General features: G+C 58.4%; 19 protein-coding genes. 9 read left to right on the top strand and 10 right to left on the bottom strand.

The annotated features are described in order from the left end of the window. Positions 1–8: 8 nt before the first annotated feature. The 4 genes from ACYVI2_RS24825 to ACYVI2_RS24810 form a co-directional block, all read right to left on the bottom strand. Positions 9–710 carry a GntR family transcriptional regulator gene (locus ACYVI2_RS24825; protein WP_415819778.1) on the bottom strand — a complete coding sequence of 234 codons (702 nt, stop codon included), beginning with the start codon at positions 708–710 and terminating at the stop codon, positions 9–11. A 268-nt stretch (positions 711–978) separates the two neighbouring features. After that, positions 979–2,037 (bottom strand): porin, encoded by a 1,059-nt coding sequence (locus tag ACYVI2_RS24820; protein WP_415819777.1) that lies wholly within the window; start codon positions 2,035–2,037, stop codon positions 979–981. Between the two features lie 123 nt (positions 2,038–2,160). Then, positions 2,161–2,610 (bottom strand): hypothetical protein, encoded by a 450-nt coding sequence (locus ACYVI2_RS24815; RefSeq protein ID WP_415819776.1) that lies wholly within the window; start codon positions 2,608–2,610, stop codon positions 2,161–2,163. Beyond that, entirely contained in the window at positions 2,585–2,977 is a 393-nt protein-coding gene (locus ACYVI2_RS24810) for a phage holin family protein (RefSeq protein WP_415819775.1), read from the bottom strand. Before ACYVI2_RS24810 ends, ACYVI2_RS24815 begins: the two co-directional genes overlap by 26 nt. Before the next feature lie 127 nt (positions 2,978–3,104). Here ACYVI2_RS24810 and ACYVI2_RS24805 point away from each other — a divergent pair, with 127 nt between their 5' ends. Both ACYVI2_RS24805 and ACYVI2_RS24800 read left to right on the top strand, forming a co-directional pair. Beyond that, entirely contained in the window at positions 3,105–4,745 is a 1,641-nt protein-coding gene (locus ACYVI2_RS24805; RefSeq protein WP_415819774.1) for a VRR-NUC domain-containing protein, read from the top strand. Positions 4,746–4,812: 67 nt separating this feature from the next. Beyond that, the gene (locus tag ACYVI2_RS24800; protein ID WP_415819773.1) at positions 4,813–7,152 is read left to right on the top strand and encodes an ATP-dependent DNA helicase; all 2,340 of its coding nucleotides are present in this window, start codon (positions 4,813–4,815) and stop codon (positions 7,150–7,152) included. On the opposite strand, the gene ACYVI2_RS24795 is transcribed toward ACYVI2_RS24800, so the two are convergent. Genes ACYVI2_RS24795 through ACYVI2_RS24785 form a run of 3 tightly spaced genes read right to left on the bottom strand, consistent with a single transcriptional unit; the run spans position 7,121 to position 9,895 of the window. Beyond that, positions 7,121–8,422 (bottom strand): TRAP transporter large permease, encoded by a 1,302-nt coding sequence (locus ACYVI2_RS24795; protein WP_415819772.1) that lies wholly within the window; start codon positions 8,420–8,422, stop codon positions 7,121–7,123. The two genes, ACYVI2_RS24800 and ACYVI2_RS24795, sit on opposite strands and share 32 nt — an antisense overlap. Continuing rightward, positions 8,415–8,915 (bottom strand): TRAP transporter small permease, encoded by a 501-nt coding sequence (locus ACYVI2_RS24790; protein ID WP_415819771.1) that lies wholly within the window; start codon positions 8,913–8,915, stop codon positions 8,415–8,417. The genes ACYVI2_RS24795 and ACYVI2_RS24790 overlap by 8 nt, the downstream gene beginning before the upstream one ends. A 5-nt stretch (positions 8,916–8,920) precedes the next feature. After that, positions 8,921–9,895: a TRAP transporter substrate-binding protein gene (locus ACYVI2_RS24785; RefSeq protein ID WP_415819770.1), complete on the bottom strand. Its 975-nt coding sequence runs from the start codon at positions 9,893–9,895 to the stop codon at positions 8,921–8,923. A 197-nt stretch (positions 9,896–10,092) separates the two neighbouring features. On the opposite strand from ACYVI2_RS24785, the gene ACYVI2_RS24780 reads away from it, so the two are divergent. The 3 genes from ACYVI2_RS24780 to ACYVI2_RS24770 all read left to right on the top strand — a co-directional run bounded on the left by ACYVI2_RS24780 (position 10,093) and on the right by ACYVI2_RS24770 (position 13,049). Next, positions 10,093–10,668: a GNAT family N-acetyltransferase gene (locus ACYVI2_RS24780; protein ID WP_460490367.1), complete on the top strand. Its 576-nt coding sequence runs from the start codon at positions 10,093–10,095 to the stop codon at positions 10,666–10,668. After that, positions 10,668–12,071 carry a 3-deoxy-D-arabino-heptulosonate 7-phosphate synthase gene (locus ACYVI2_RS24775; protein WP_415819768.1) on the top strand — a complete coding sequence of 468 codons (1,404 nt, stop codon included), beginning with the start codon at positions 10,668–10,670 and terminating at the stop codon, positions 12,069–12,071. Before ACYVI2_RS24780 ends, ACYVI2_RS24775 begins: the two co-directional genes overlap by 1 nt. 216 nt (positions 12,072–12,287) lie before the next feature. Next, on the top strand, positions 12,288–13,049 hold the full coding sequence (locus ACYVI2_RS24770; RefSeq protein ID WP_415819767.1) for an ankyrin repeat domain-containing protein: 762 nt from the start codon (positions 12,288–12,290) through the stop codon (positions 13,047–13,049). A gap of 111 nt (positions 13,050–13,160) precedes the next feature. Here the strand turns inward: ACYVI2_RS24770 and ACYVI2_RS24765 are convergent, their stop codons facing one another. After that, on the bottom strand, positions 13,161–15,350 hold the full coding sequence (locus ACYVI2_RS24765) for a phosphocholine-specific phospholipase C (protein WP_415819766.1): 2,190 nt from the start codon (positions 15,348–15,350) through the stop codon (positions 13,161–13,163). Positions 15,351–15,387: 37 nt separating this feature from the next. Next, positions 15,388–15,573, bottom strand: a complete 186-nt coding sequence (locus ACYVI2_RS24760; RefSeq protein ID WP_415819765.1) for a hypothetical protein — start codon at positions 15,571–15,573, stop codon at positions 15,388–15,390. A 640-nt stretch (positions 15,574–16,213) separates the two neighbouring features. Here ACYVI2_RS24760 and ACYVI2_RS24755 point away from each other — a divergent pair. Then, complete coding sequence (locus ACYVI2_RS24755; RefSeq protein WP_415819764.1) at positions 16,214–18,235, top strand: autotransporter outer membrane beta-barrel domain-containing protein; 2,022 nt, start codon at positions 16,214–16,216, stop codon at positions 18,233–18,235. A 124-nt stretch (positions 18,236–18,359) separates the two neighbouring features. On the opposite strand, the gene ACYVI2_RS24750 is transcribed toward ACYVI2_RS24755, so the two are convergent. Continuing rightward, positions 18,360–19,382 carry a C45 family autoproteolytic acyltransferase/hydolase gene (locus ACYVI2_RS24750; protein WP_415819763.1) on the bottom strand — a complete coding sequence of 341 codons (1,023 nt, stop codon included), beginning with the start codon at positions 19,380–19,382 and terminating at the stop codon, positions 18,360–18,362. 247 nt (positions 19,383–19,629) lie between these two features. Here ACYVI2_RS24750 and glnH point away from each other — a divergent pair, with 247 nt between their 5' ends. The 3 genes from glnH to glnQ all read left to right on the top strand — a co-directional run bounded on the left by glnH (position 19,630) and on the right by glnQ (position 21,866). Next, complete coding sequence (glnH, locus tag ACYVI2_RS24745) at positions 19,630–20,376, top strand: glutamine ABC transporter substrate-binding protein GlnH (protein WP_415819762.1); 747 nt, start codon at positions 19,630–19,632, stop codon at positions 20,374–20,376. 105 nt (positions 20,377–20,481) lie between these two features. Then, the gene (gene glnP / locus ACYVI2_RS24740; protein WP_415804880.1) at positions 20,482–21,141 is read left to right on the top strand and encodes a glutamine ABC transporter permease GlnP; all 660 of its coding nucleotides are present in this window, start codon (positions 20,482–20,484) and stop codon (positions 21,139–21,141) included. Then, positions 21,138–21,866 carry a glutamine ABC transporter ATP-binding protein GlnQ gene (gene glnQ / locus ACYVI2_RS24735; RefSeq protein WP_415819761.1) on the top strand — a complete coding sequence of 243 codons (729 nt, stop codon included), beginning with the start codon at positions 21,138–21,140 and terminating at the stop codon, positions 21,864–21,866. The genes glnP and glnQ overlap by 4 nt, the downstream gene beginning before the upstream one ends. Position 21,867 lies beyond the last annotated feature (1 nt).

Here is a 21,867-nt window from a genome sequence, read left to right as displayed (position 1 = left end):
GTCAGTCGCTACATATCGGATAGGCGTTCGTGCGCATTGATGACGTGATGGGACAGCAGCTCGGCACAGCGCGCCGCACCGCCGATCGAGGCGTGGGAATCGATCAGGGCGCGGACGATCTGTTTATGTTCTGTGTTTGATTGGATGCGGTGATCTTTCGAGGACAGATTTTTGACGCGGGCCAGGTGCAGTTTCTGGATGACTTCGCGATAGCTTTTGGCGATTTCCTGGTTGCCTGCGTATTCGATGAACAACCAATGGAATTGCAGGTTGGCGTTGTAGTAGACCTGCGTGTTGCCGGTCTCGACGGCGTCGTCCATGGCGGTGGTGCAGGCCAGGAGTTTGTCGATCAGTTCTGTTTGTTGTGCTTGGGGCAGTTGCGTGACGATGCGGCCTGCGTGGCTATCCATCAGGGCGCGGAATTGGTACAGGTCGTGGACTTCCTGGGTGGTGAGTTCGCGGATGTAGACGCCGGAATGTTTGCGCGAGACGACCAGGCCCATGCTTTCGAGTTCGCGCAGGGCTTCGCGGACGGGGACGCGGGAGACTTGCAGTTGTTCTACGAGATCGGGCTCGCGTAACGGCTGGCCGGGTTGCAGGGTGCCGGCCATGATTTGAGTTAGCAGGTGGTCTCTCACTAGTTTGCCTAGTGAGGTGTTTTTTAGGTGGGTGAAGGCTTCGGGAGTGAGGTTGGGGGTGGGCCAGGTCATGTTGTATCTCGTAGTTTTGTAGAATCGTATACGAAAATATGAGATGTGGATAGGTGGCTGGTGTGTGGGTATTTTTGCTGGCTTGGGGTGTTTCTGTTTAGGCGTCCGGGCCGTGTGCGTGGGGGCCGCACCGGCCTAATCGCAACGGCTCGGCGCAAGACCAGGCGCCGAGGTCCGCTGCGCGGACTGCCCGTCGCTCAAAAGGCCGGCGCGGCCCCCACGCACACGGCCCGGACTCGCAGCAGGGGCTGGCCCCGAGAGCAGGGCATCAGAAGATGTGGCGGAATCCTACGGCGGCGCCTAACTGGCTGCCGCTGCCGGCGATTTCGTCGCTGGCGGCGTCTTTGACTTTGTTGTAGTCGACGGTTACGTAGACTTGTGAGCGCTTGGAGAGGGCGTACTCGGCGACGCCGACCAGGGCGTAGCGCTTGCCTTTGTCGCCTGAGACGACGACGTTTTCGCTGCGGTCATAGTAGGCGGCGCCGGTCAGGGCCCAGCGGGGAGTGGCTTGCCAGGTGAGGCCGGCGAAATAGCCGTTGTCCTTGCGGTCCAGACCTGCGACGGGGTTGCCGCCCATGACGGCATTGACGAATCCGGTTTCGTCGCGGCCGTTGAAGTAGCCGGCAAAGACCTTGGCGGATTCGAATTGGTATGACGCGTTCAGGTTCCAGACGCGTTGGCGATAGTCCGAGCTGGTTTCGGAATAGGTCTGCTGGTAGGCGCCGCCCACTGCGAATTGACCAAAGGTATAGCGCAGCGATGCGCCGTATTGCGAGCCGACTTTGTGATCGTCGTAGTCCTCGCCGTTGGCGTAGGAGAGCACCAGCGCCAGGTCGCCTAGCGTGTTGGCATAGGTGAACATATTGCTCGTGCGCACGCGCGACATGGCTGCGGGCAGCCAGGCGTTTTGATCGTAGTTGCCGACGGTCAGGGGATCGAAATGATCGGCCAGCAGGTTGAACATGGGCGTGTTCTGCAGGCCCAGCGTCAGGACACCGAGTGAGCCGCCGTCCAGGCCGACATAGGCCAGGCGGCTAAACGTCTTGTTTGGATCGGAGCCATTCCCGTTCTGGATATTGAAGCCATTCTCCAACCGGAAAAACGCTTTATTCCCGTCGCCGAGGTCCTCGACCCCGCGCAGGCCCCAACGGCTATTGGAGATGGCGCCGTTGGCCAGCCCGATGTGGCTGCCGTCGACTTGGTTGCTGCGATTCAGATATCGAATACTGACATCTGCAATCCCGTACAAGGTCACGCTCGATTCGGCGGCGGCGGTGCCTGCGGCCAATCCACTCAGCGCCAGCAGCGCCATAGCGGCTTTCTTCATTGTCTCACTCCCTGAGATCCGACTCGTAGTCGGAATTAAATATGGCCGCCTCACAGCGGATAGCTGCGAGGAGGCCGAGAAATCAGGTCGCAAGTCTATACCGAAAATCGGTTGGCCTGTCCTTTAGCGAGGGAGGGTTTGCCCGGGGGCTTGCTTCAGCGCCTTTAGCTCACGGATGCGCGCCACTTGATCGTCCAGTTCCCGCCGTATTCGCTCGATTTCTTCCGCGGGCGCTATGCGTTCTATCGCTTGGCGCAAATCTGCTGCTAATTGGGCCAGGCGGTCGACTTCTGGGTTGGCAGCCGGCGGGCTGGCGCGCCTTTGATGGCGGCGCTTGAGGACGTTGGTTACGCGGTCGCGCAGCGCTACGGCAGCCATCGCGCGCAGCGGCTTTTTTAGAAATCGGGGCCACCCGATGACGGCCCCGGCGGCCAGCGCCGTGGTGGAGGCCCATCCGTTGGATGTTTTCGTCTGAGTGGCAGCGCGCGCAAAGGCGTCGGCCAGCTCGTCTCTATCGCGCTCCATTTTCGCCAGCAAGGCGTCTTTTTCAGCTTGTGTGGTCGTCTTGGGCATAATGACTCCGGGCGGCGGCGGCATCCAGGCGCACTTGGTGGCTGAGTTCGGAAAAAAGCGAATTTTTTGGCGCGTTACGGGCGGCAATGGTCAACGCGATGAGCGTAATAAGGAGCCATGCGCCAGCCACCAACCACGCCACGAGCAGCCGATGATCTGTGTCCCAGAAACTCACGATGGTGGCTACCGATACAAAGGCTAGTGTACCGAGTCCGCAAAACAGCAGCGCCACGCTGCTGATCAATGTGGTGACCAACGCCGAGCGGTACAGCGACAGTTCAATGCCAGCCAGTTCCAGATAATCGCCGCTGCGTTCCATGACAAACTCGGCCAGATGGCGTATCCGCTTCAATCGTTCTGAAATCATGGCATCCCCTAGGTTTGGAGCATGTTGCGCTGCAAGTTGCATACCTGGCCCGGCAGCGTCCCAGGCGTGGGGCGCTACCCGGCCGGGATTTGATATGATTACTGGATAAATATCCAGTTTTGGCCAGATGCTTCCCCCGCACCGTTACTACTATCTGCATAACTTCCAGCGTGCGCTGGAGGTCGTGGCCGATCGTTATGCCGATTTGCTCGATGACGGCGAGCGCGCCTTTCTCGACGATTTCGACCGCTTGCCGCAGATGTCGCGCGCGCTGTTTGTGCGTATGGCGATGAGACGGGGGCCGTGGTTTCGTGCCAGCCGCCTGGCGTATGAAGAAATTCCCGATCTGCTTGCGGCGGTTGCGCCGTTGGTGTCGTTGGGTTGGCTCGACGCCAGGGCGCAGATGACATTGGACGAGCTATTCGATATCTGCACCTTGCCCGAGTTGCGTGGTTTGTTTCCGGCATCTGTCATGGCGGGGCTGCGTAAATCGGAATGGCTGGCCATGTTGCGCGAGCAGCACGATGACGCCCGCTCCTACGACCAGTGGTGCCCGGCGTCGCCGGAGCCGGCCTGGCGCTTTATGCTGGGAGATCATTGCGACCGGCTGCGGCTGATGTTTTTCGGCAATCTGCGGCAGGACTGGTCGGAGTTCGTGCTGGCCGATCTGGGGGTGTTTCGCTACGAATCCGTCGCGTTCGACCGCGCGTCGCGTGCATTCCAGATACGCGCCGATATCGACAGATACCTGGCGCTGCACGCATGCCGCGAGGCGTTGGACGCGAACCCTGAGATAGATGATCTGTTGGACGTCGTACAGTCCTGTGCCAGTACGAACGCCTGGCTGGAGCAACGCCGCGCCAAGGTGCTTTTGCGCATCGGTCACGTCTGTGAACGCGGCCTGCATTGGGACAGGGCTTATCGCGTGTATGAGCAATGTGCTTATCCGGGGGCTCGTCATCGTCGTATTCGAATGCTTGAGCGCATGGGACGCCATGACGATGCGTTAGCACTGGCCCTGCAGGCCCGGCAGGCCCCGGAAAGCGAGGCGGAAAGCCAAGCTCTATCCAGAATGCTGCCGCGCTTGCGACGCAATGCCGGGCTGCCTGCGCTGGCCCGGGCGGCTATTGCCGCTCCTGTGCGGCGCGATCTGGCATTGTCGCGTCCTGTCGAGCCGCAATCTGTCGAGTTTGTCGCGCGCGATCATCTGCATTGCGACGCTGCGCCGGTGTATTACGTCGAAAACACCTTGATCAACGCATTATTTGGCTTGCTGTGTTGGTCAGCCGTTTTCGCGCCATTGCCAGGGGCGTTCTTTCATCCCTTTCAGCGTGGTCCTGCGGACTTGTCGGCGCCGGACTTTGTTTCACGTCGTGCTGATCTGTTCGCCGCAGCGCTGTCGCAGCTGGAATCGGGCGCTTACCGTGACACGATATGGCGTCACTACACCGAAAAAGCGGGCCTGCAATCGCCTTTTGTGTTCTGGGGAGCGTTATCCGAGCCGTTGCTGGGGTTGGCGTTGGAATGCCTGCCCGCGAATCATCTGAGATTATTTTTCATGCGGATGCTGCAAGACATCACGCAAAACCGCACGGGCTTGCCCGACCTGATCCGGTTTATGCCCGGCGAAAAGCGTTATGAACTGATCGAAATCAAGGGGCCAGGCGACAAGTTGCAGGATAACCAGATTCGCTGGCTGCAATATTGCGCCGAGCATGGAATTGCGGCGCACGTGTGCCATGTGCAATGGCGCGAGGATGAGGCATGAACGATTCGATCGTGACGCGTCCGTGGTACGCATTCATCGACGTTGCCAGCCGGCATGAGGCCCAGGCATGAGTTATTCGGTCGCAGTGCGCGCGCTGTGTGAATTCACCGCTAGAGCAGGGGACCTGGATCTGCGTTTCACGCCTGCACCGACTGGCCCCGAAGGCGTGGCGGGGCACGCTACGGTAGTGGATCGGCGCGCCGCCACCTACGAGTCTGAAATTGCATTGTCGGGCCAATACCAGGACCTGTTGGTGCGTGGCCGTGCCGACGGCTACGATCCGGGCTCGAATCAGCTTGAGGAGATCAAGACCTATCGAGGCGAACTGAGCAGTGTGCGCGACAATCATCGTGCGCTGCATTGGGCACAGGCATGCGTGTATGGGCACTTGTTTTGCCAAGCACGAGGCATGACGCGCCTGCGTGTGGCTGTCGTGTATTTCAATGTGGTCACTGAAGAAGAAACTCTATTTTCCCGCGACTACGACGCGGTGGAACTCCAGGCTTTTTTCGAAGAGCAATGTACGCGTTTTCAGGCATGGGCGGCCACCGAGCTCGCCCATCGCCAGGCGCGCGACCTCGCGTTGGCGCAATTGGATTTTCCATTGGGCCGGTTTCGCGCGGGACAACGGGAGTTGGCGGTATCGGTATATCGCAGCGCCCGTGACGGACGCTGTTTATTGGCGCAGGCATCCACAGGTATCGGCAAGACGCTAGGGACATTGTTTCCATTGCTCAAAGCCGCACCCGATACGCGTATCGACAAGGTATTTTTCCTCGCGGCCAAGAATGCAGGCAAGGCGCTGGCGCAACAGGCGTTGGACCGTCTCAATGAGTCGCCCGCGCAACCCGGATTGCGAGTGCTTGACCTGCAGGCGCGCGATAAAGTCTGCGTCTATCCCGACAAGTCATGCCATGGCGAGTCTTGCCCGTTGGCCCGGGGCTTTTATGATCGTTTGCCTGAGGCTCGTGCCGCCGCGTTGGAGCATACTCGGCTGGATGGGGCAACCGTGCGCACCGTTGCTGAGGAACACGGTGTATGCCCGTACTACCTGTCGCAAGAGCTCGCACGCTGGAGCGATGTGGTGATCGGCGACTACAACTACTACTTCGATAGCAATGCCATTCTGTATGCGCTCGCGCAGGCTCATCAATGGCGTGTGGCAGTGCTGGTGGACGAAGCGCACAATCTGGTGGATCGTGCGCGCCATATGTATAGCAGCAGCCTGTCGCAGCCTGCGCTCAAGCGGGCGCGCCAGGCAGCGCCAAAGGCGCTGCGCAAACCGCTGGATGGCTTGAATCGGGCATGGAACGCATTGAACCGTAAACAGGCCGCCGCGTATCAAGCCTATGACGCCGTGCCTGCTGGCGTGCTCGCCTCCTTACAGAAGGCCATCATTGCCATGACGGAACACGTAGGACAGGCGCCCTTGGCCCAGGATGATCCCCTGTTGCTGTTCTATTTCGAGATGCTGAGCTTTGCCCGATTGGCAGAGCAGTTCGGCCCGCACGCGCTGTTTGATGTCACGCGAGATCGGCTTGATGATCTGGACGGCCCGACGAGTCCATCCACGCTCTGCGTTCGCAATGTCGTGCCCGCGCCGCATTTGGCGTCGCGCTACGCCGCAGCGCACGCCACGATATTGTTTTCTGCCACGCTCAATCCGCAACAGTATTACCGGGATACGCTGGGGTTGCCTGACAATACGGCCTGGATCGAGGTGGCCGCGCCTTTTCAGGCGGAACAATTGGCCGTGCATGTCGCGGGTAATGTGTCTACCCGCTATCGTGACCGCAAACAATCACTGCGTCCTATCGTGGACTTGATAGCGACGCAATATGCCAAACGCCCAGGCAACTATTTGAGCTTTTTGAGCAGTTTCGAATACCTGGAGCAGGTGGCCGATCTGTTGAGCCAGAGCCATCCGCACGTCCCGCTCTGGAAACAAACGCCTGCCATGAACGAAGCCAGCCGGCAGGCATTTCTGGCCCGGTTCACCGAGACTGGGGCCGGCGTCGGCTTTGCCGTGTTGGGAGGCGCGTTTTCCGAAGCGGTCGATTTGCCTGGGAAACGCCTGATTGGTGCTTTTATCGCGACGCTGGGTTTACCGCAGGTCAATCCGGTCAACGAGCAGATGAAAGCCGCCATGGAAAGGCTCTATGGCAGCGGCCAGGGATACGACTACACCTACTTGTACCCCGGACTGCAAAAGGTCGTACAGGCCGCTGGTCGCGTGATCCGTGGTGAGCATGATACGGGTACGGTTTATCTCATCGACGATCGCTACCGCAGGGCCAAGGTGCGGGCATTATTGCCTGGATGGTGGCAACTACCCGCGCCAGAGGAATCAACGTGTGTCGATCGTCAGCTCGACATTACAGCGTCATATGCTGTGGCAACCAGGTAGCAATCCCCGGCACCACATACAACAACAGCACCGCCAGAATCATCAAAAAGAACATCGGCAACGACGCCTTGGCGATATAGGGCAACTCTCTTCCTGTCATTCCCGACAGCACGAAAAGATTGAACCCGACCGGCGGCGTAATCTGCGCCATCTCGACGACAAACACGACAAAAATGCCAAACCAGATCAGATCGATCCCGGCCGCCTGCACCGTTGGCAACAGCACCCCCATCGTGAGCACGACGATGGAAATGCCATCCAGAAAACAACCCAGCACCACGAAAAAGACCATCAGCGCCATGATCAATCCGAACTGCGATAGTCCCAGCCCGCCGATCCATTCAGCCAGCGCACGCGGCAGTCCGATATAGCCCATGGAGAGCGTCAGAAACTGTGCGCCGGCCAGGATCAATGCGATCATGCAATACAGCCGGGTTGCACCCATCAACGATTGCCAAAAGCTATCCTTGTTCAGCGAGCCTTGCAACGCTGAGAGGATCAGCGCACCCACGACGCCAATGGCTGCTGCCTCGGTCGCCGTCGCAATGCCCGTGTAAATCGATCCCAGCACCGCCGCGATCAGCAGCAACACCGGAATCAAGTGGCGGGATTGATAGAGCTTTTGCCGCAACGTCATGTGCTCGTCCGAGGCAGGCACCTCTTTCGGATTGCGTATGGCCCACCAGGCGATATAGCCCATGAACAGCGCGGCCAGCATGATTCCCGGCACAATGCCTGCGATGAACAGGCGAGCGATCGAGACATCCGCCGCCACGCCGTACACGATCATGATGATCGACGGCGGAATCAGCAGCCCCAGTGTCCCTGCACCGGATAGCGTGCCTAACACCTTGCTCTCGGGATAGCCCCGCCGTTTCAACTCAGGGATCGTCATCTTGCCGACCGTCGCGCAGGTCGCAGCCGACGATCCCGACACCGCGGCAAAGATCGCGCAGCCAATCACGTTGGTGTGCAGCAGACGGCCAGGCAGGCGATTCAACCAGGGCGCGAGCCCCTTGAACAGATCTTCTGATAACCGCGTGCGAAACAGAATCTCGCCCATCCACAAAAACAGTGGCAGCGCCGTCAGCGTCCAGCTTGACGCGGCGCCCCAGATCGTGACCGCCATCGCGTCTCCGGCAGGCCGGCTGGAGAAGATCTCCATGCCTATCCACGCCGTGCCCGCCAGCGTCAAGCCAACCCAGACACCGCAACCCAGCAGAGCGAAAATCGAGACGACCAATAAGGTAATGACCAGGACTTCATTCATGGGTTTGGTGTGACGTAGGAGCAGGCAGACCGTGCAAGCGGCGGATCAATTCGTCGACCAGCGACACCAGGAACAACACGGTCCCGGCAGCCATGCTGATCTGGGGGATCCACAATGGCGTGGCGTCGTTAGACGTGGAAACATCGTTATAGGTGTGCGAGTCCAGCATCAGTTTGATACTGAAAAACGCAAAAGCCGCCGCGAGCAGGGTACCCGCACACAGCGCAAAAATATCCAGGCGCCTGCTGCCACGCGCGGCCAGCGAATTCAGCAACAGCGTGACGCGGATGTGTTCGCCGTGTTTGAATGTACTGGCCAGAGCCAGAAAGCCTGCACCAGCCATGAAGTAGCCGGCGTAGGCATCCATCCCTGCGACATGCCAATCGATCTGGCGTCCAATGATGGAAATCAGTACTGAAATCAGCACACCTATCATGCACAGGCCGGCCAGGAGGCCGGCCGCGCCGTACAGAGTATCGAGTAAGCGGCGCATGCGGATTACATCTTGCGATAGGCTTCGATGATGGCCTTGCCGTCATCGCCGGCGCGCTCGGTCCATTCGTTGATCATGACCTCGCCGATCTTGTTCAAACCGGCCTTCAGTTCAGGCGTGGGTTGAATGATGGCCATGCCGTTTTTCGTGAGCTCCTGCTTGTACCATTCGCCTTTCTCCTGGGCGAGCTTCCAGCCGCGCTCTTCCGCTTGGGCGCCCGCTTTTTTCAGGGCTTCCTGGGTCGCCGGATCGAGCGCGTCAAAGGCTTTCTTGTTCACAATGATCGCGTTCTTGGGCAGCCAGGCCTGCGTGTCATACCATTTCTTGATGTACTCGTAGGTCTTGGTGTCATAGCCAGTCGAGGCCGACGACATGTACGAATCAATCACGCCCGTGGCCATGGCTTGAGACAGCTCGGCAGCCTGGACCGTGACGGGCTGGGCGCCAGCCAGCTCCGCGATTTTGGCGGTGACAGGGCTATAGGCGCGCCATTTCAGTCCCTTCAGGTCGTCCACGGTTTTCAGGTCGCGGTTGGCAAAAATGCCTTGAGGAGGCCAGGCGACGGTAAACAGCAGCGTCATGCCTTGCGAGGCAAGCTTCTTTTCCAGATACGGTTTTTGTGTCTGATAAAGCTTGAATGAGGCGTCGTAGCCCGTGGCCAGAAAGGGCAGGCCGTCCAGGGCATAGATCGGATCTTCGTTCGCGTAGTTGGTCAGCAGGATCTCGCCGATCTGTGCCTGGTTGCCTTGTACCGCGCGCTTGATCTCGGGCGCTTTATAGAGCGACGCATTATTGTGTATCGTGATCTTGAGCTGTCCGCCCGACAGCGATTCGACGTCTTTGGCAAAGTTATTCAGGTTTTCGACGTGGAAATTGCTCGCAGGATAGGCGCTGGGCAGGTCCCACTTGGTTTGAGCCATAGCGCCGGCGCTGAAAGCCAGCACAAAACTGCCGGCCAATAGGGGGAGGGTCTTTTTCATTCGAGTGATCCTTCTTCGCATAGAGAGGGCGATGTGCCCGGCATATCACAGAAACACTGCGAGCAAGCATTGCGGTGCCATAAGCGTTGCAATTCTACGGGGCCAGGAACGCCGATTGCCCCAGGAAACCCCTACATAGGGGAAAGTCCTAGGGTCGCGCTGTGTCAAAATTTACATTTTGGAGGTCCGAGCTTTTCATGTCAGCCCAACAGAGATCCCCGGCCCATAGGCCGGAATACCGATTGCTGAATCATGCAGACGTCGCGGCGTTTCGGGTGCTGCGCGCGCAAATGCTCGCAGACTCTCCCGAGTCGTTCATGAGCAGCCTCGAGGACGAGTCCGTTCTGTCAGAGGCGGATTGGTCTGCCCGCGTCGGCCCGACTGACGACGCCTTGATCATCGGAGCGTTTGTCGCCGGCGAGCTCAAGGGCAGCGCGGGCGTATTCCGGCATCGGGGTAAAAAGGCCACGCACAAGGCCACGATATGGGGCGTATATGTGCACCCCGATTTGCGGGGAAAGGGGGCGGCCAGGGCGCTGCTGGCGGCGGCTATCGCCCACACCCGCGAATTGGCGGGAATTCGACAGATCACATTGAACGTGACAGCGTCCAATACGGTGGCGTTTCAGCTCTACTTAAGCCTGGGCTTTCAGCTATGTGGTGAAGAGCCCGATTCGCTGTGTATCGATGGCAAGTTCTACGCGGACAAACATATGTTCTTGAGACTCGTGGATGCCGTGCCTGCGCCAGCGCCGTTTCAACATCAAGCGTAATGCAACCCGTGCAGCCTGCGCCCTTATTGCTGCAAGACACACTGCGCACGGTGAGGCGCCGGTATCGGCTGCCCGCGATGCCGACGGCATCATCTCGCACGCAAGATGACAGTCCATCGGCGACGCTCGCAATCGTGCTGGAGCAGATTCGAATCTCGCTAGAGGCCGGCGAAACGCCGGACGATGCCCTGAAATACAGGTTCTTCGATGCCCTCGATTGTTTGATTCGGGAGGCGATGCAGCCAGCGCGGGGGGACACCGCTTTTCAGGCCATGGTCTTGCGCTATCAAATCGCCGCCGTGCGTGAGTATGCTTCGCTGGCTGCCCATGCCAATCAGGATCGCCGCGAAGTCCATGCCGCGGTCAATACCATCGCTCATCCGGCAAAACTGCAGCGCATGCCCTCAGGGGCGCTGCATGCGGCGCTAACGCAGTTACAGGCCTTTGCGGTCGCAGAGGACTGGAACGCGCTGTCTGCCTGTGCGGAACAAGTCCTGCCTCTGGCACAGGCCGAAGCCGATTCGGCGGTCGCGCGCGGCACGGACCGGTTGTTTGGCAGCCCGGCGCTAGGACGGTTACAACGCCTGGCGGTGCTGGTATCCGACCAGCAGGTGCAGCGTTACCGGTCGCTATGGGACCAGCAGGGGCCCCGTGCAGGCAGTGCCATTGCGATGGAACAAGGCGCTGCATCGCAGCAGCGCGGCGCGGCAGTCGAAGCACGCGCGGCACAGGCGCTAGAGGTGTTGGCCCAGCGGCTGAATGCGCAACCGGAGAACAGAACACCCTATCGCGTAGTGACGTCGATGCGTGCCTCCCCGTCGCTGCCAGGAAACGCCGACTATGCCAAGAGTGAGTGGGATGCCGTGCTGTTGCAGCAGGTTTCTTCGGATGGAGACGCGCCGGCGTTTGACGTCTGCCTGCTCATTGAGGCCAAAGCCTCCGTCGAGGCAGCGACTACCGATTTACCTCGCCTGCTGCGGGGTTTGCGGCTATTGGCCAGTGCCGAGGCCGATGCAACGTATGTGTTTGACACCCATCAAGGACGTATGCGATTGCGCGGCTCATCATTAAAGAGATTCGCCGGTGATGATACCCATGTGGCAGGCAGTGTCCTCTATTGCTGTGACGCATCGGCTGACGCCTATCCAAAACTGCTCAGTACCGCGACCCGCATGCAACTCTTGTCCGCGCCTGGCAGCGTGGCGTATGCCAGTGGTGTGGCAGATGCAGCGTCTGGCGATAGGCAGAGCCTGGCGTCCGTCTGGGAACAGCTGTTGACATCTGCCAGATGGGACACGGTGCGGCGTCAATATCCACTGTTGCGCCAGGTCCGCGACTTGATGGTACATGTCGATGACCTGTTCATGGCGGTAAACGGCCAGTCCGGGCTTGGTGCGGCCTGATTGGCTGTTCCACATACCAGGCTTTATTGATCAAGACGCTCAGATGATCGGGCGGGACAAGTAAATCGAGTCCGAATCTCACGGTTTGAGCTGACGCCGTACGAGACTCGACACGTTGATTTGGTACATAAGCGGATGCCTGATCACGCACGCACTGTTTCGAGCGCGTGCCGCTTTGTGGTCGGTAACCGCCATGTCAACGACGAGGTTTCAACCATGTTCATCCGTGCTTTCGTATCCGCCGTTTCGGCTCACCTTCCCGGAGCGAAGAGCGACACGCTTCATACGCAGGATCTGATGCAAAGCCTGGCCGAATATGTGGCCAGTGATGATGATAAGGCCATTGATTCTCTGCTGAGCAATGCCAGTGATGTGGAATTGGTCGTCACTGAGCTAAAGAAATCAGGATACTCATGCCTGCATCGCGCTGCAGAGCAAGGAAAGGCCAGGGCCATGGACGCGCTGCTCGAAAGGTTACCCCTGGATGTTTGGGATTTGCGCACCTACGATACCGGACGCACCGCTTTTATGTTGGCTGCGCAGCACGGTCACGGCGACATCGTTCTCAGTTGCCGACGCGCCATGCAGGGACAGCCGATCGATTCCGCTGCCGCTGCCGCTTCCCAGGCCACGATGCTGGGCTACGCTGCAAACCTCTTCACGGCGCCATTCAGCTATGTGGCGAGCAGGGAGCCACAGGCTGCGGTCGATAGATGGCAGTACTCTCTCAATGCGCAAGACCGGGATGGAAACACGTCTCTGCATCTGGCTGTGTTGCATGGCGATTTGCCGTGCTGCCGCACGCTGCTGCTCAATGGCGCCAACCCCGATATTACAAATGGGCAAGGACAACGTGCGAAAGACTTGGCCCTCGAACGGCATATGCGCGAACTATTGTTTTCCGACGTCGGTCTTTCAGAGCGAGTGAGTGCCAGCATGCTGCGACACGCAACGGCTTCGACTCAGGCGCCAGATTAAGTCGCCGGGCAGGCCTCATGCCTTGTACTGCGGGGCATGTGGCTGCCAATAACGTTCGGGCATCCTTCCAACGTCCGGGGCGAAACTTCACGGCGTTTCGCCCCGGTGTCATCAGGCTTGACCCATCTCGGGGTCCGAAACCGAGTCTTTGCCGTTCTCTACGTGACCGGCAAAGCGGCGCGACCAGCCCTTTGAATCGCCCGCGGTCACGACAAAGTCATACCAATTACCGCTGTCACCTAGCGCCCAGCTCAGTTTGCCGATTTTTCCAGCTTCGACCAGGCTCGTCCACGGACCATCCTGGTGATAGGCTTGGGCAACTGCACTGAATGTGACTGCGCTGTCGCTACGGTTGTATAGCTTGACTTGGACCTCTGGCGGTTCGCACAACTGATAGCAGACCTGGATTTCCAATCCGGATGTTGCCGTGTCGCGCAGATCGCCAATGAACTCGCGATGGTAGCCATTGGGACCCAGTATCCAGAAATGGTATCGGCCATTGTCTGCACTGACGTCGATGGCGTCATCGAGCTCCTTGCCGGCTTCGACCATATAGCGGCGCGGGATCTGGCCCAGGTGCAGCTTGTCGTATACATGAAACACCGCGCCAGCCTGGCCGCTATTGGCAAACGCCAGCGTGACTGTTCCTGCATTGACGTCGGGCTTGGCCGTCGTATGCAACTCGTACGGCAGGGCGCGCGAGGGCCGTGTGCCGGTTTCCTGACTCGGCAACGCAGGATCCACTGGCACCGGAATGGCCGAGGCGGATTCTTGTTGAACGACCAGTTCGGCCGCCGCGTCTTTGGTCGTGCTGCCGGCCAGCGTGGGCAGCGCCTCGCCGTTCGGGTTGGCGAAATTGAACGCCGTCGTAAGGTCGCCGCAGATCGCGCGGCGATAGGCGCTGATATTGGGTTCTTGTACGCCAAATCGCTTTTCCAGAAACAGCAGCGTCGACGTGTGATCAAACACCTGGGAATTCACCCAGCCGCCACGGCTCCAGGGGGATACCACCCACATCGGCACGCGCGGACCCGGGCCAAAGGGTTTGCCGTCTTGCGCAGGATGCGACGAAGAGGCTGGAGCATAGTTGTAGTACTCAAAGGCCATCTCCTTGTCGCTCAGCGTCGTTTTGCCAGCCAAGGAGCCATCATCACGAACCGACGGTGCAGACGGCGGCGGTAAGTGGTCGAAGAATCCGTCGTTTTCGTCGTAATTGATCAGCAAGACCGTACTGGCCCAAACCTCTGGATTCGACGTCAATGCATCCAGAACCTCTTGCATGTACCACCCGCCTTGGGCGGGACTGGAGGGGCCAGGATGCTCGCTGTAGGTCGATGGAGGAATGATCCACGACACAGCAGGCAGCGTGCCATTTTTCACGTCATCTCGCAGGCTTTGCAGCAAGCCATCGGGCATGGTGTTGCCAAAGCCCTTGGCCAGCGGGCTCAGCGCATCGTCGATGGCGGGATCATAGGCCGGCGAAATGGCGGGCAACGCCACAGGGCGGCGATCCGCAGGCATGACCTCCATGGCCTCGCGCCAATGGCGGAACGTCATGAGCTGATTGCAGCCGAAATTGTCGTCCAGGCTTTGGTAGACCTTCCAGCTGACACCGGCTTGTTCCAGGCGGTCCGCATAAGTGGTCCACGTCCAGCCTTCGGTCGACGGGCCGACATCGTTGCCGCCGTTGTACTGGTTGATGATAGCCGCGTAGTTATCGCCCGACGGGCCGTTCGTGCCGGTCCAGTAGAACAGGCGATTCGGGATCGTGCCTGTGTGCATGGAACAGTGATATGCATCGCACAGCGTAAAGGCGTCCGCCAGCGCCCGATGGAACGGGACTTCGGCGTTTTCCATGTAGGCCATGGACAGCGGTTGCTTCGCCACGGGCCAGCGGTTCATGCGGCCATGATCCCAAGCTGCCTGCGCGTCAGGCCAGGTGTGCGGGGTGCCGCCCGCGCGCTGTGCGTTGCCTATGCTGCTGTCCAGGTGATATGGCGTTTCGGTATTGCCGTTGGCGTCGGTCTGATAAAGCACATGACTGCCGTTTGCCAAAGGGATCGGATGACGATCGCCAAATCCGCGCACGCCGCGGAACGTGCCGAAATGGCTATCGAACGAACGGTTTTCCAGCATCAGCAACACCACGTGCTTGACGTCTTGCATGGTGCCTGTGACGGAGTTGGCTTCGATGGCCAGAGCGCGGCGGATAGACAGCGGCAGCGTCGAGAGGGCGGTCAATGCCGCGGTCGTGCCTAGCGAAGCACGCAGAAACCCGCGCTTGGAGGGATCAAATGACATGTTGGGTACGTGATTTCCGTGAATGAAAGAAGAGGGGTCAGGGCGCGGGCGCACAGTGAGCCTCGGCGGTGCACTCGGTCGAGCCGCCGGGAGGAGGCGTCGTCGTGTCGTCATCGTCCGAATCGCTATTGCTGCAAGCCGCCAGCAGGACCGCCAACGACAGACTCATTGCCCACGCAAGCTTGCGCGTATAGGGCCGTCCCTCAGTGTTACTTCGCATCATCGTTTCGTATCGCCTGGAAAGAGTGCGCGCACCCGCGGTGATCAGGCGAGAGTGCACACGTTGATAAGCCAGCTCAAAAACAGGGTCGGATTGCAATCGTCAGGGGCGGAAGTCTAGGCCTGAAAAAAGGCATTTTTTTGACAACGATGCATTGTTGTATTGCAGATTTTGGCGATTGGGTCGAGTGCTGTCTCGGCTCTGTCATAGAACAGGCTCGGCCTCCTATGAAGGATGAGGAGGGCGTCGATCCATGGCGATGGATTCGCTTAAGGCTTGGAAAGATGTTTTACAGAAGCCGAGTCTCATCGACTGCAACGCGGCGTTTGCGGTGGACGACGGTCTCAACGTTGTGAGGGCAGGAATAGTCTGATTTTGTTGAGGGGTCGTTTCTTAGGTATCTAAGTCGGTTCGGGGTGCGCTTTGGATGACATGAGACCCCTCAAAAACAGCGAAAAAATGAGATTTCGACACTAATAATCCGACGCGATTTATACGTGTTTTTATCAAACGGCCGGCATTTCATCTCTGCATTGATCGTGGCCAAATCTCGAGCATGATTTCTTCTTAGATGCAGGAATCGTCCGTTTTTTCTTGTTGAGATATCAAATTGCCTAGCCTTGTCGGGAGAGAAAGAGAATAAATGAATAAGGTCTTTAAGTTAGTCTGGAATCGCAGTCTGCACTGCTGGGTGGTCGTGTCAGAGTTGACGAAAAGCCGAGGTAAAAAGTCGGTCTCAATCGCTGCCTGTGCTTTGGTGGGTCCATTGCTGCTGCCGAATGTGGGGCACGCATTCACCTCTTGGAATTCGACAAATCAGATCGACGAATGGATGAATAAGACGTCGCCTGTGAACGGGACGTTCGCGCCTCAATTGCAAGATGACGCGTTTGTCTTCGATCAAGCCTTTGGTGCCGAGGGTACGCCGCTGACGAACTCATCAAACGAAATCGTGCCTGAACCTGCGACGTTTCCCGTACAGACCAATGTGACGTCGCAGTTCACTGCAATGACGATCTACAACAAGACCGAAACGTCCAATGCAACTGCGTCCAATACAACTGCGTCTAATACAACTGCGTCCGACATAACTCCTGTGTATGTCGACAAGGAGGAGAAGCAGCTGTACGGGCCCGAGACCAAAGAAGATGCAGCGAAAAAAGACAGAGCGCTCGAGGCAGACGCCAAAGCCGTCAATGGTACGTTTTCTAATGCATCGGAGGCTCTTAATGGTAGCGGCTCGTCCAACACAATCGCTCCGGGGGCCGACAAGATAATGCCCCCGTCCGCGGTTAACCACACCGAGGAAAAAGTCGAAGCAAAAACCGAGGAGATAAAGGCAGTCCCCGTGGTCGGCAATAGCACGATGCCTGATGTCCCGGTGGTCCCTGGCGATAGCGGAGTTTCCGACACACCCGTTCCGCATGTCGACGAGAACGGACTCCCATACTACGGGCCCCTTACCAAAGAACAAGCCGAGGCAATCGAAAAGGTCGCTGTAGCCGACGATGATACGTCGCCCGAGCCAATCGAGCAGGTTGAAGAGCATTCGGACGAGCAGCCCCCGAAACAGTCGGGCGAGGAGTCCGATGATGCGTCGAACGAACAGCAAGCACTCGAGGAGGAAACCCCGGACGTTCCGGCTGATGAGCCCGTGGTTGCGCCGGCACCTTTGCCCGCCGAGGCTTCGGCACCAGTGCCCGAGAAAGGCATCGTCGTTGTTGCTCCCCAGGCAGGCTCGTACAACAGCAACGCCTGGGCGGCCAACACGATGTTCCAGATGAACCTGAACGATCGCTTGGGCAGCTATTTCCAGGGCGAAGGCCATCCCCATCAGGGCAGTGCCTGGATCCGGTACAGCGGTTCGCACAGCGCTCTGAAAGACACATCCGGTCAGTTGCGCACCAAGGGTGACAAGAATACGGTCATGATGGGTGTCGATATGCTGGTGGATTCCACCAATGATCGCGATCAGGTGACGCTCGGTGTGATGGGTGGGTACGGCCACTATGATGGCAATACCAGTTCGAGCTTGGCTGGCTTTGGCAGCAAGGGCAAAGTCGATGGCTACGGTCTGGGCCTGTATGGAACCTATCAGCAGAATGCCGAAACTCAGCAAGGGGTGTACGTGGACAGCTGGCTGCTGTGGAACCAGTTCGATAACCACGTCAAGGGTAACGATCTGCCGAGCGAGAAATACAAATCAAAAGGCATGACCGCGTCGCTGGAGTTTGGCTACAACGCCAAGATCGCCGAACGCAATAACGTGAAGTACGTGTTGCAGCCACATGCGCAGTTGACCTATCAGCATGTACGCTCGGACAATTTCACCGACAGCACTGGCACCCGTATCGAGTTTCAGAACGGATCGCGCATGCGGACCAGTTTGGGCTTGCGCGCCGCTGCGCATATCCCAACGGGATTGACGTCTGTCATCACGCCGCACTTTGAGGCGAACTGGCTGCATTCCAGCAAGGGCTACGGTGTCCGTATGAACAATACCGATGCAAAAATGAATAGCGGACGCGATGCTGGCCAGTTGAAATTGGGCGTGGAGGGCAACATCAATCAGCGCATTTCGCTCAACGTCGAGTTGTTCCATAACCAGGGGACCGCGGGTTATCACGAAACCGGTGGCAACCTGATGGCGAAGTATCGCTATTAATCCGTGCGATAGGGCATAACGCCCGAGCTGCGTAATCAGCCGTCAAGATCATTGTTGATCTTGACGGCTTTTTTCGCAGTGAAGTGCGCCACAACGCTGAGCCGATTCATGTCGGTGCGATCCATCATTTGATGGCGAGGCTTTGTGCCGCTGTTGCTTTCCGATCGTAAACCTTCAGGGTGACGTGAGCGTCGTCCAGGGTAAATACCGCAGTTGCCAGGGTGTTTTCCTCGTCGGGGTCATCGGCTGCGCGGCGCAGAATAGGTAGGTTTCCTTCTTTATCGTGCAAGGCGGCGACGACGTCGCTTTCTGTGATGTCTTCGTGCCAGCTGTCCAGCAGACTTTCGATGCGGCTTTGACGTGAGCGGGATGACTCGGTGATGATCTGGGCAATGTCTTGGGTCGCCCCATGTACCAGGTGATTCGCATGTCCATATCGGCGCTGGACGGGCTCGATGGAGCACAGGCCAGGCATAGCCTCTATGCTGAACAAGCGCTTGTCGCCCGCCGCGCCCAACGTGTGATGAAACGCGCCGGCACGTGGCGTGTCGTGCAAGCGTGTGATCGCCTGATCCAGGGTCGTGCAGTCCAGTACGGCGCGTGCCAAAAACATACGCGGTACGCCCGCACGCCGGGTGCGCGTACGCAGATTATTGATGGTCTGGACAATCCCTGCGCGATTGGCGGCAAAGGTATGCCCAGGTAATGACCCCGGGTAATAGAAACTGACATAGCCCGGTGCATCATCGGGCTGTACGTCGACCACATGGCAACGTCCGTAAAGGTAGGGGTCACCATCCTCGTTATGGCCGATCCACCGAGTGCCATCGGGGCCGTGTATCGCAACAGAGGTGCAGCCGTCAGTCGTCTGATGCAACAGATCACCACGGCAGTTCCACAGCAGCAAATCCTCTGCAGGCATTTGCAGTCCCTCGACCATGCCTTCGAACTCTTGCCAGAGTTCAGGCAGGTTGCGCTGGATGTGTGCGGCGAGCTCCTGCAGATAGGCGTGACCGCGCCAGGGGCGTAACGCTCGCCAAGTTGTGCTTTGATCCAGATAGACGGACATCAGCGGGCGGGCGAGTTTTCCTAATGCGGCGCCAACTTGGCGGCGAGTACCCGTGATGCGTACAGGTTTGAACGGCATGAGTCGTCTCCGGCGTAGAGCGTCATCGAGGAAATAATCACACCCTATAGGATACTTTCCGCTGGATCTCCGCGATATTTCCGGTCAAGTTACATTTGGGGCCGGATCGGGCATTGGCGTCGTCCCTTATACGCTCATGGGGACGCATGAGTTAAGATGGATTACAGGCATGCAGCTATCCGTTGCAATGTGTTTATTGGCCTATCTGGATTTACCAGAGGTTCGTTGTCTCTACAGGAGCAGATCGATGATGAAACGCAAATTTGCCGCCGTGCTGATGGGTTTGAGCCTGATCGGCGCAGTTTCCACCGCCGCGGCCCAAGATAAAGAGCTGATCGTCGCCACGGATACGGCGTTTATTCCGTTTGAATTCAAGCAGGGCAGTACCTACACCGGTTTTGACATCGACCTCTGGGCCGCTATCGCCAAAGAGCTGAACCTGAAATACAAGCTGCAGCCGATGGATTTCAACGGCATTATCCCCGGTCTGCAGACGAAAAACATCGATGCGGCGCTGGCGGGAATCACGATACGGGACGATCGCAAACAGGTCATTGATTTTTCGGACCCTTATTACGAGAGCGGCTTGGCCATTCTGGTGGCTGACAACAATACCGATATCAAGGCCGCGTCCGACCTGGCGGGCAAAAGTGTCGCCGTCAAGACCGGCACCGCTACGGTCGACTTCATGAAAAAAGAGGTGCCGGACGCCAAACTGCGGCTGTTCCCGAACATCGATAACGCCTATCTCGAGTTGGCTACCGGCCGTGTCGATGCCGCCGTGCACGATACGCCGAACGTGCAGTACTACGCCAATACCGCGGGCAAAGGCCGGGTCAAAGTCGCCGGCACGGTCAAGAGCGGCGATTTTTACGGAATCGCGTTCCCCAAGGGCAGCGATCTGACGGCCAAGGTCAATCAGGCCCTCGCCACACTGAAATCCAACGGTCAGTATGACGAGATCTATACGAAGTGGTTTGGTAAAAAGCCCTAAATAGTTTGCTGAGCAGGCTGGGTGCGAGCGAGGCCGCTCGCACCCACGTAGCAGACGACGCGCGGGGCCAGCCGGGTCCGCGCCATCAAAATGAAGGGGAAGACCGTGCAATTCGACTGGTCTGTCATCTGGGCTGCCTTGCCCAATCTGCTCGACGGTACGCTGATGACCGTCAAAATCACGTTTTGGGGGTTGGTAGGGGGCTTTGTGCTAGGGGCGCTGGCTGGTGTCGCGCGTGCGTACGGACCTGCGATCCTCTCAGGCATTGCCCAGATTTACGTGTCGATCATTCGCGGTACGCCGATCGTCGTGCAGGTGATGTTCATCTACTTTGCCTTGCCGTTGATGATTCCAGGTTTGCGCGTCGATGCTATCTGGGCGGCGATCGCCACGTTGATCATCAACTCGGGTGCCTATATTGCCGAGATCGTGCGCGGCTCGTTGCTGTCGGTGCACAAAGGCCTGAAAGAGGCTGGCCAGGCCATGGGCCTGCCGTTTCACAAGATTCTGCTGCACATTATCGGGCCGGTGGCGTTTCGCCGCATGATTCCCCCACTGGGCAATCAATGCATCATCAGCTTGAAAGACTCATCGCTGTTCATCGTGATCGGCGTGGCCGAACTGACGCGCCAGGGCCAGGAAATCATGGCCAGTAATTTTCGTGCGGTCGAGATCTGGTCGGCAGTCGCGATCATCTATCTGATTCTGACCGGAGCGCTGGCCTTGGCCTTGCGTTTGGTCGAAAAAAGGATGCGCATCCTATGAGCATGGTCGAATTCCACGACGTCATCAAACGCTTTGGTGATACCGTCGTACTGAACGGCATCACCCTGAATATTGATGCAGGCGAAGTAGTGGTGGTGGTTGGACCCTCGGGCTCAGGCAAGTCCACGTTTCTACGCTGTATCAACGTGTTGGAAACGATCGAGGGCGGTGATCTGCTGGTCGATGGTTTGAGCGTGAAAGGCCCATCCGCACAGGTGCGCGAGATCCGGCGCGAGGCAGGGATGGTGTTCCAGCAGTTCAATCTGTTCCCGCAGATGTCGGCACTGGATAATGTCATGTTCGGTCCGGTCCATACGCGAGGGATGCCACGCCGGGAGGCGCGTACGCTGGCGGAGGATCTTTTGCGTAAAGTCGGCCTCGGCGAGCGGATGAATCACTATCCCTCGGAACTGTCGGGAGGGCAGCAACAACGTGTGGCCATAGCGCGCGCGTTGGCGATCAAACCCAAGCTCATGCTGTTTGACGAGCCGACCTCGGCGTTGGATCCTGAGCTGCGCCACGAGGTGCTCAAAGTCATGCGAGACTTGGCCGAGGAGGGCATGACAATGGTGGTCGTGACGCACGAGATGGAGTTCGCGCGTAAAGTCGGCAGCCGATTGATTTTCATCGACGACGGCAAGGTCGCTCATGACGGGCCGCCGGCGGAGCTGTTGTCCAATCCACCGAGCCAGCGCCTGAAAGACTTTTTACAGCACGTGGCCTAAA

The sequence above is a fragment of the Bordetella tumbae genome (genome assembly GCF_054780995.1).
The sequence above is the reverse complement of the archived record's forward strand: the minus strand, read 5'-3'. Positions and strand labels throughout refer to the sequence as shown.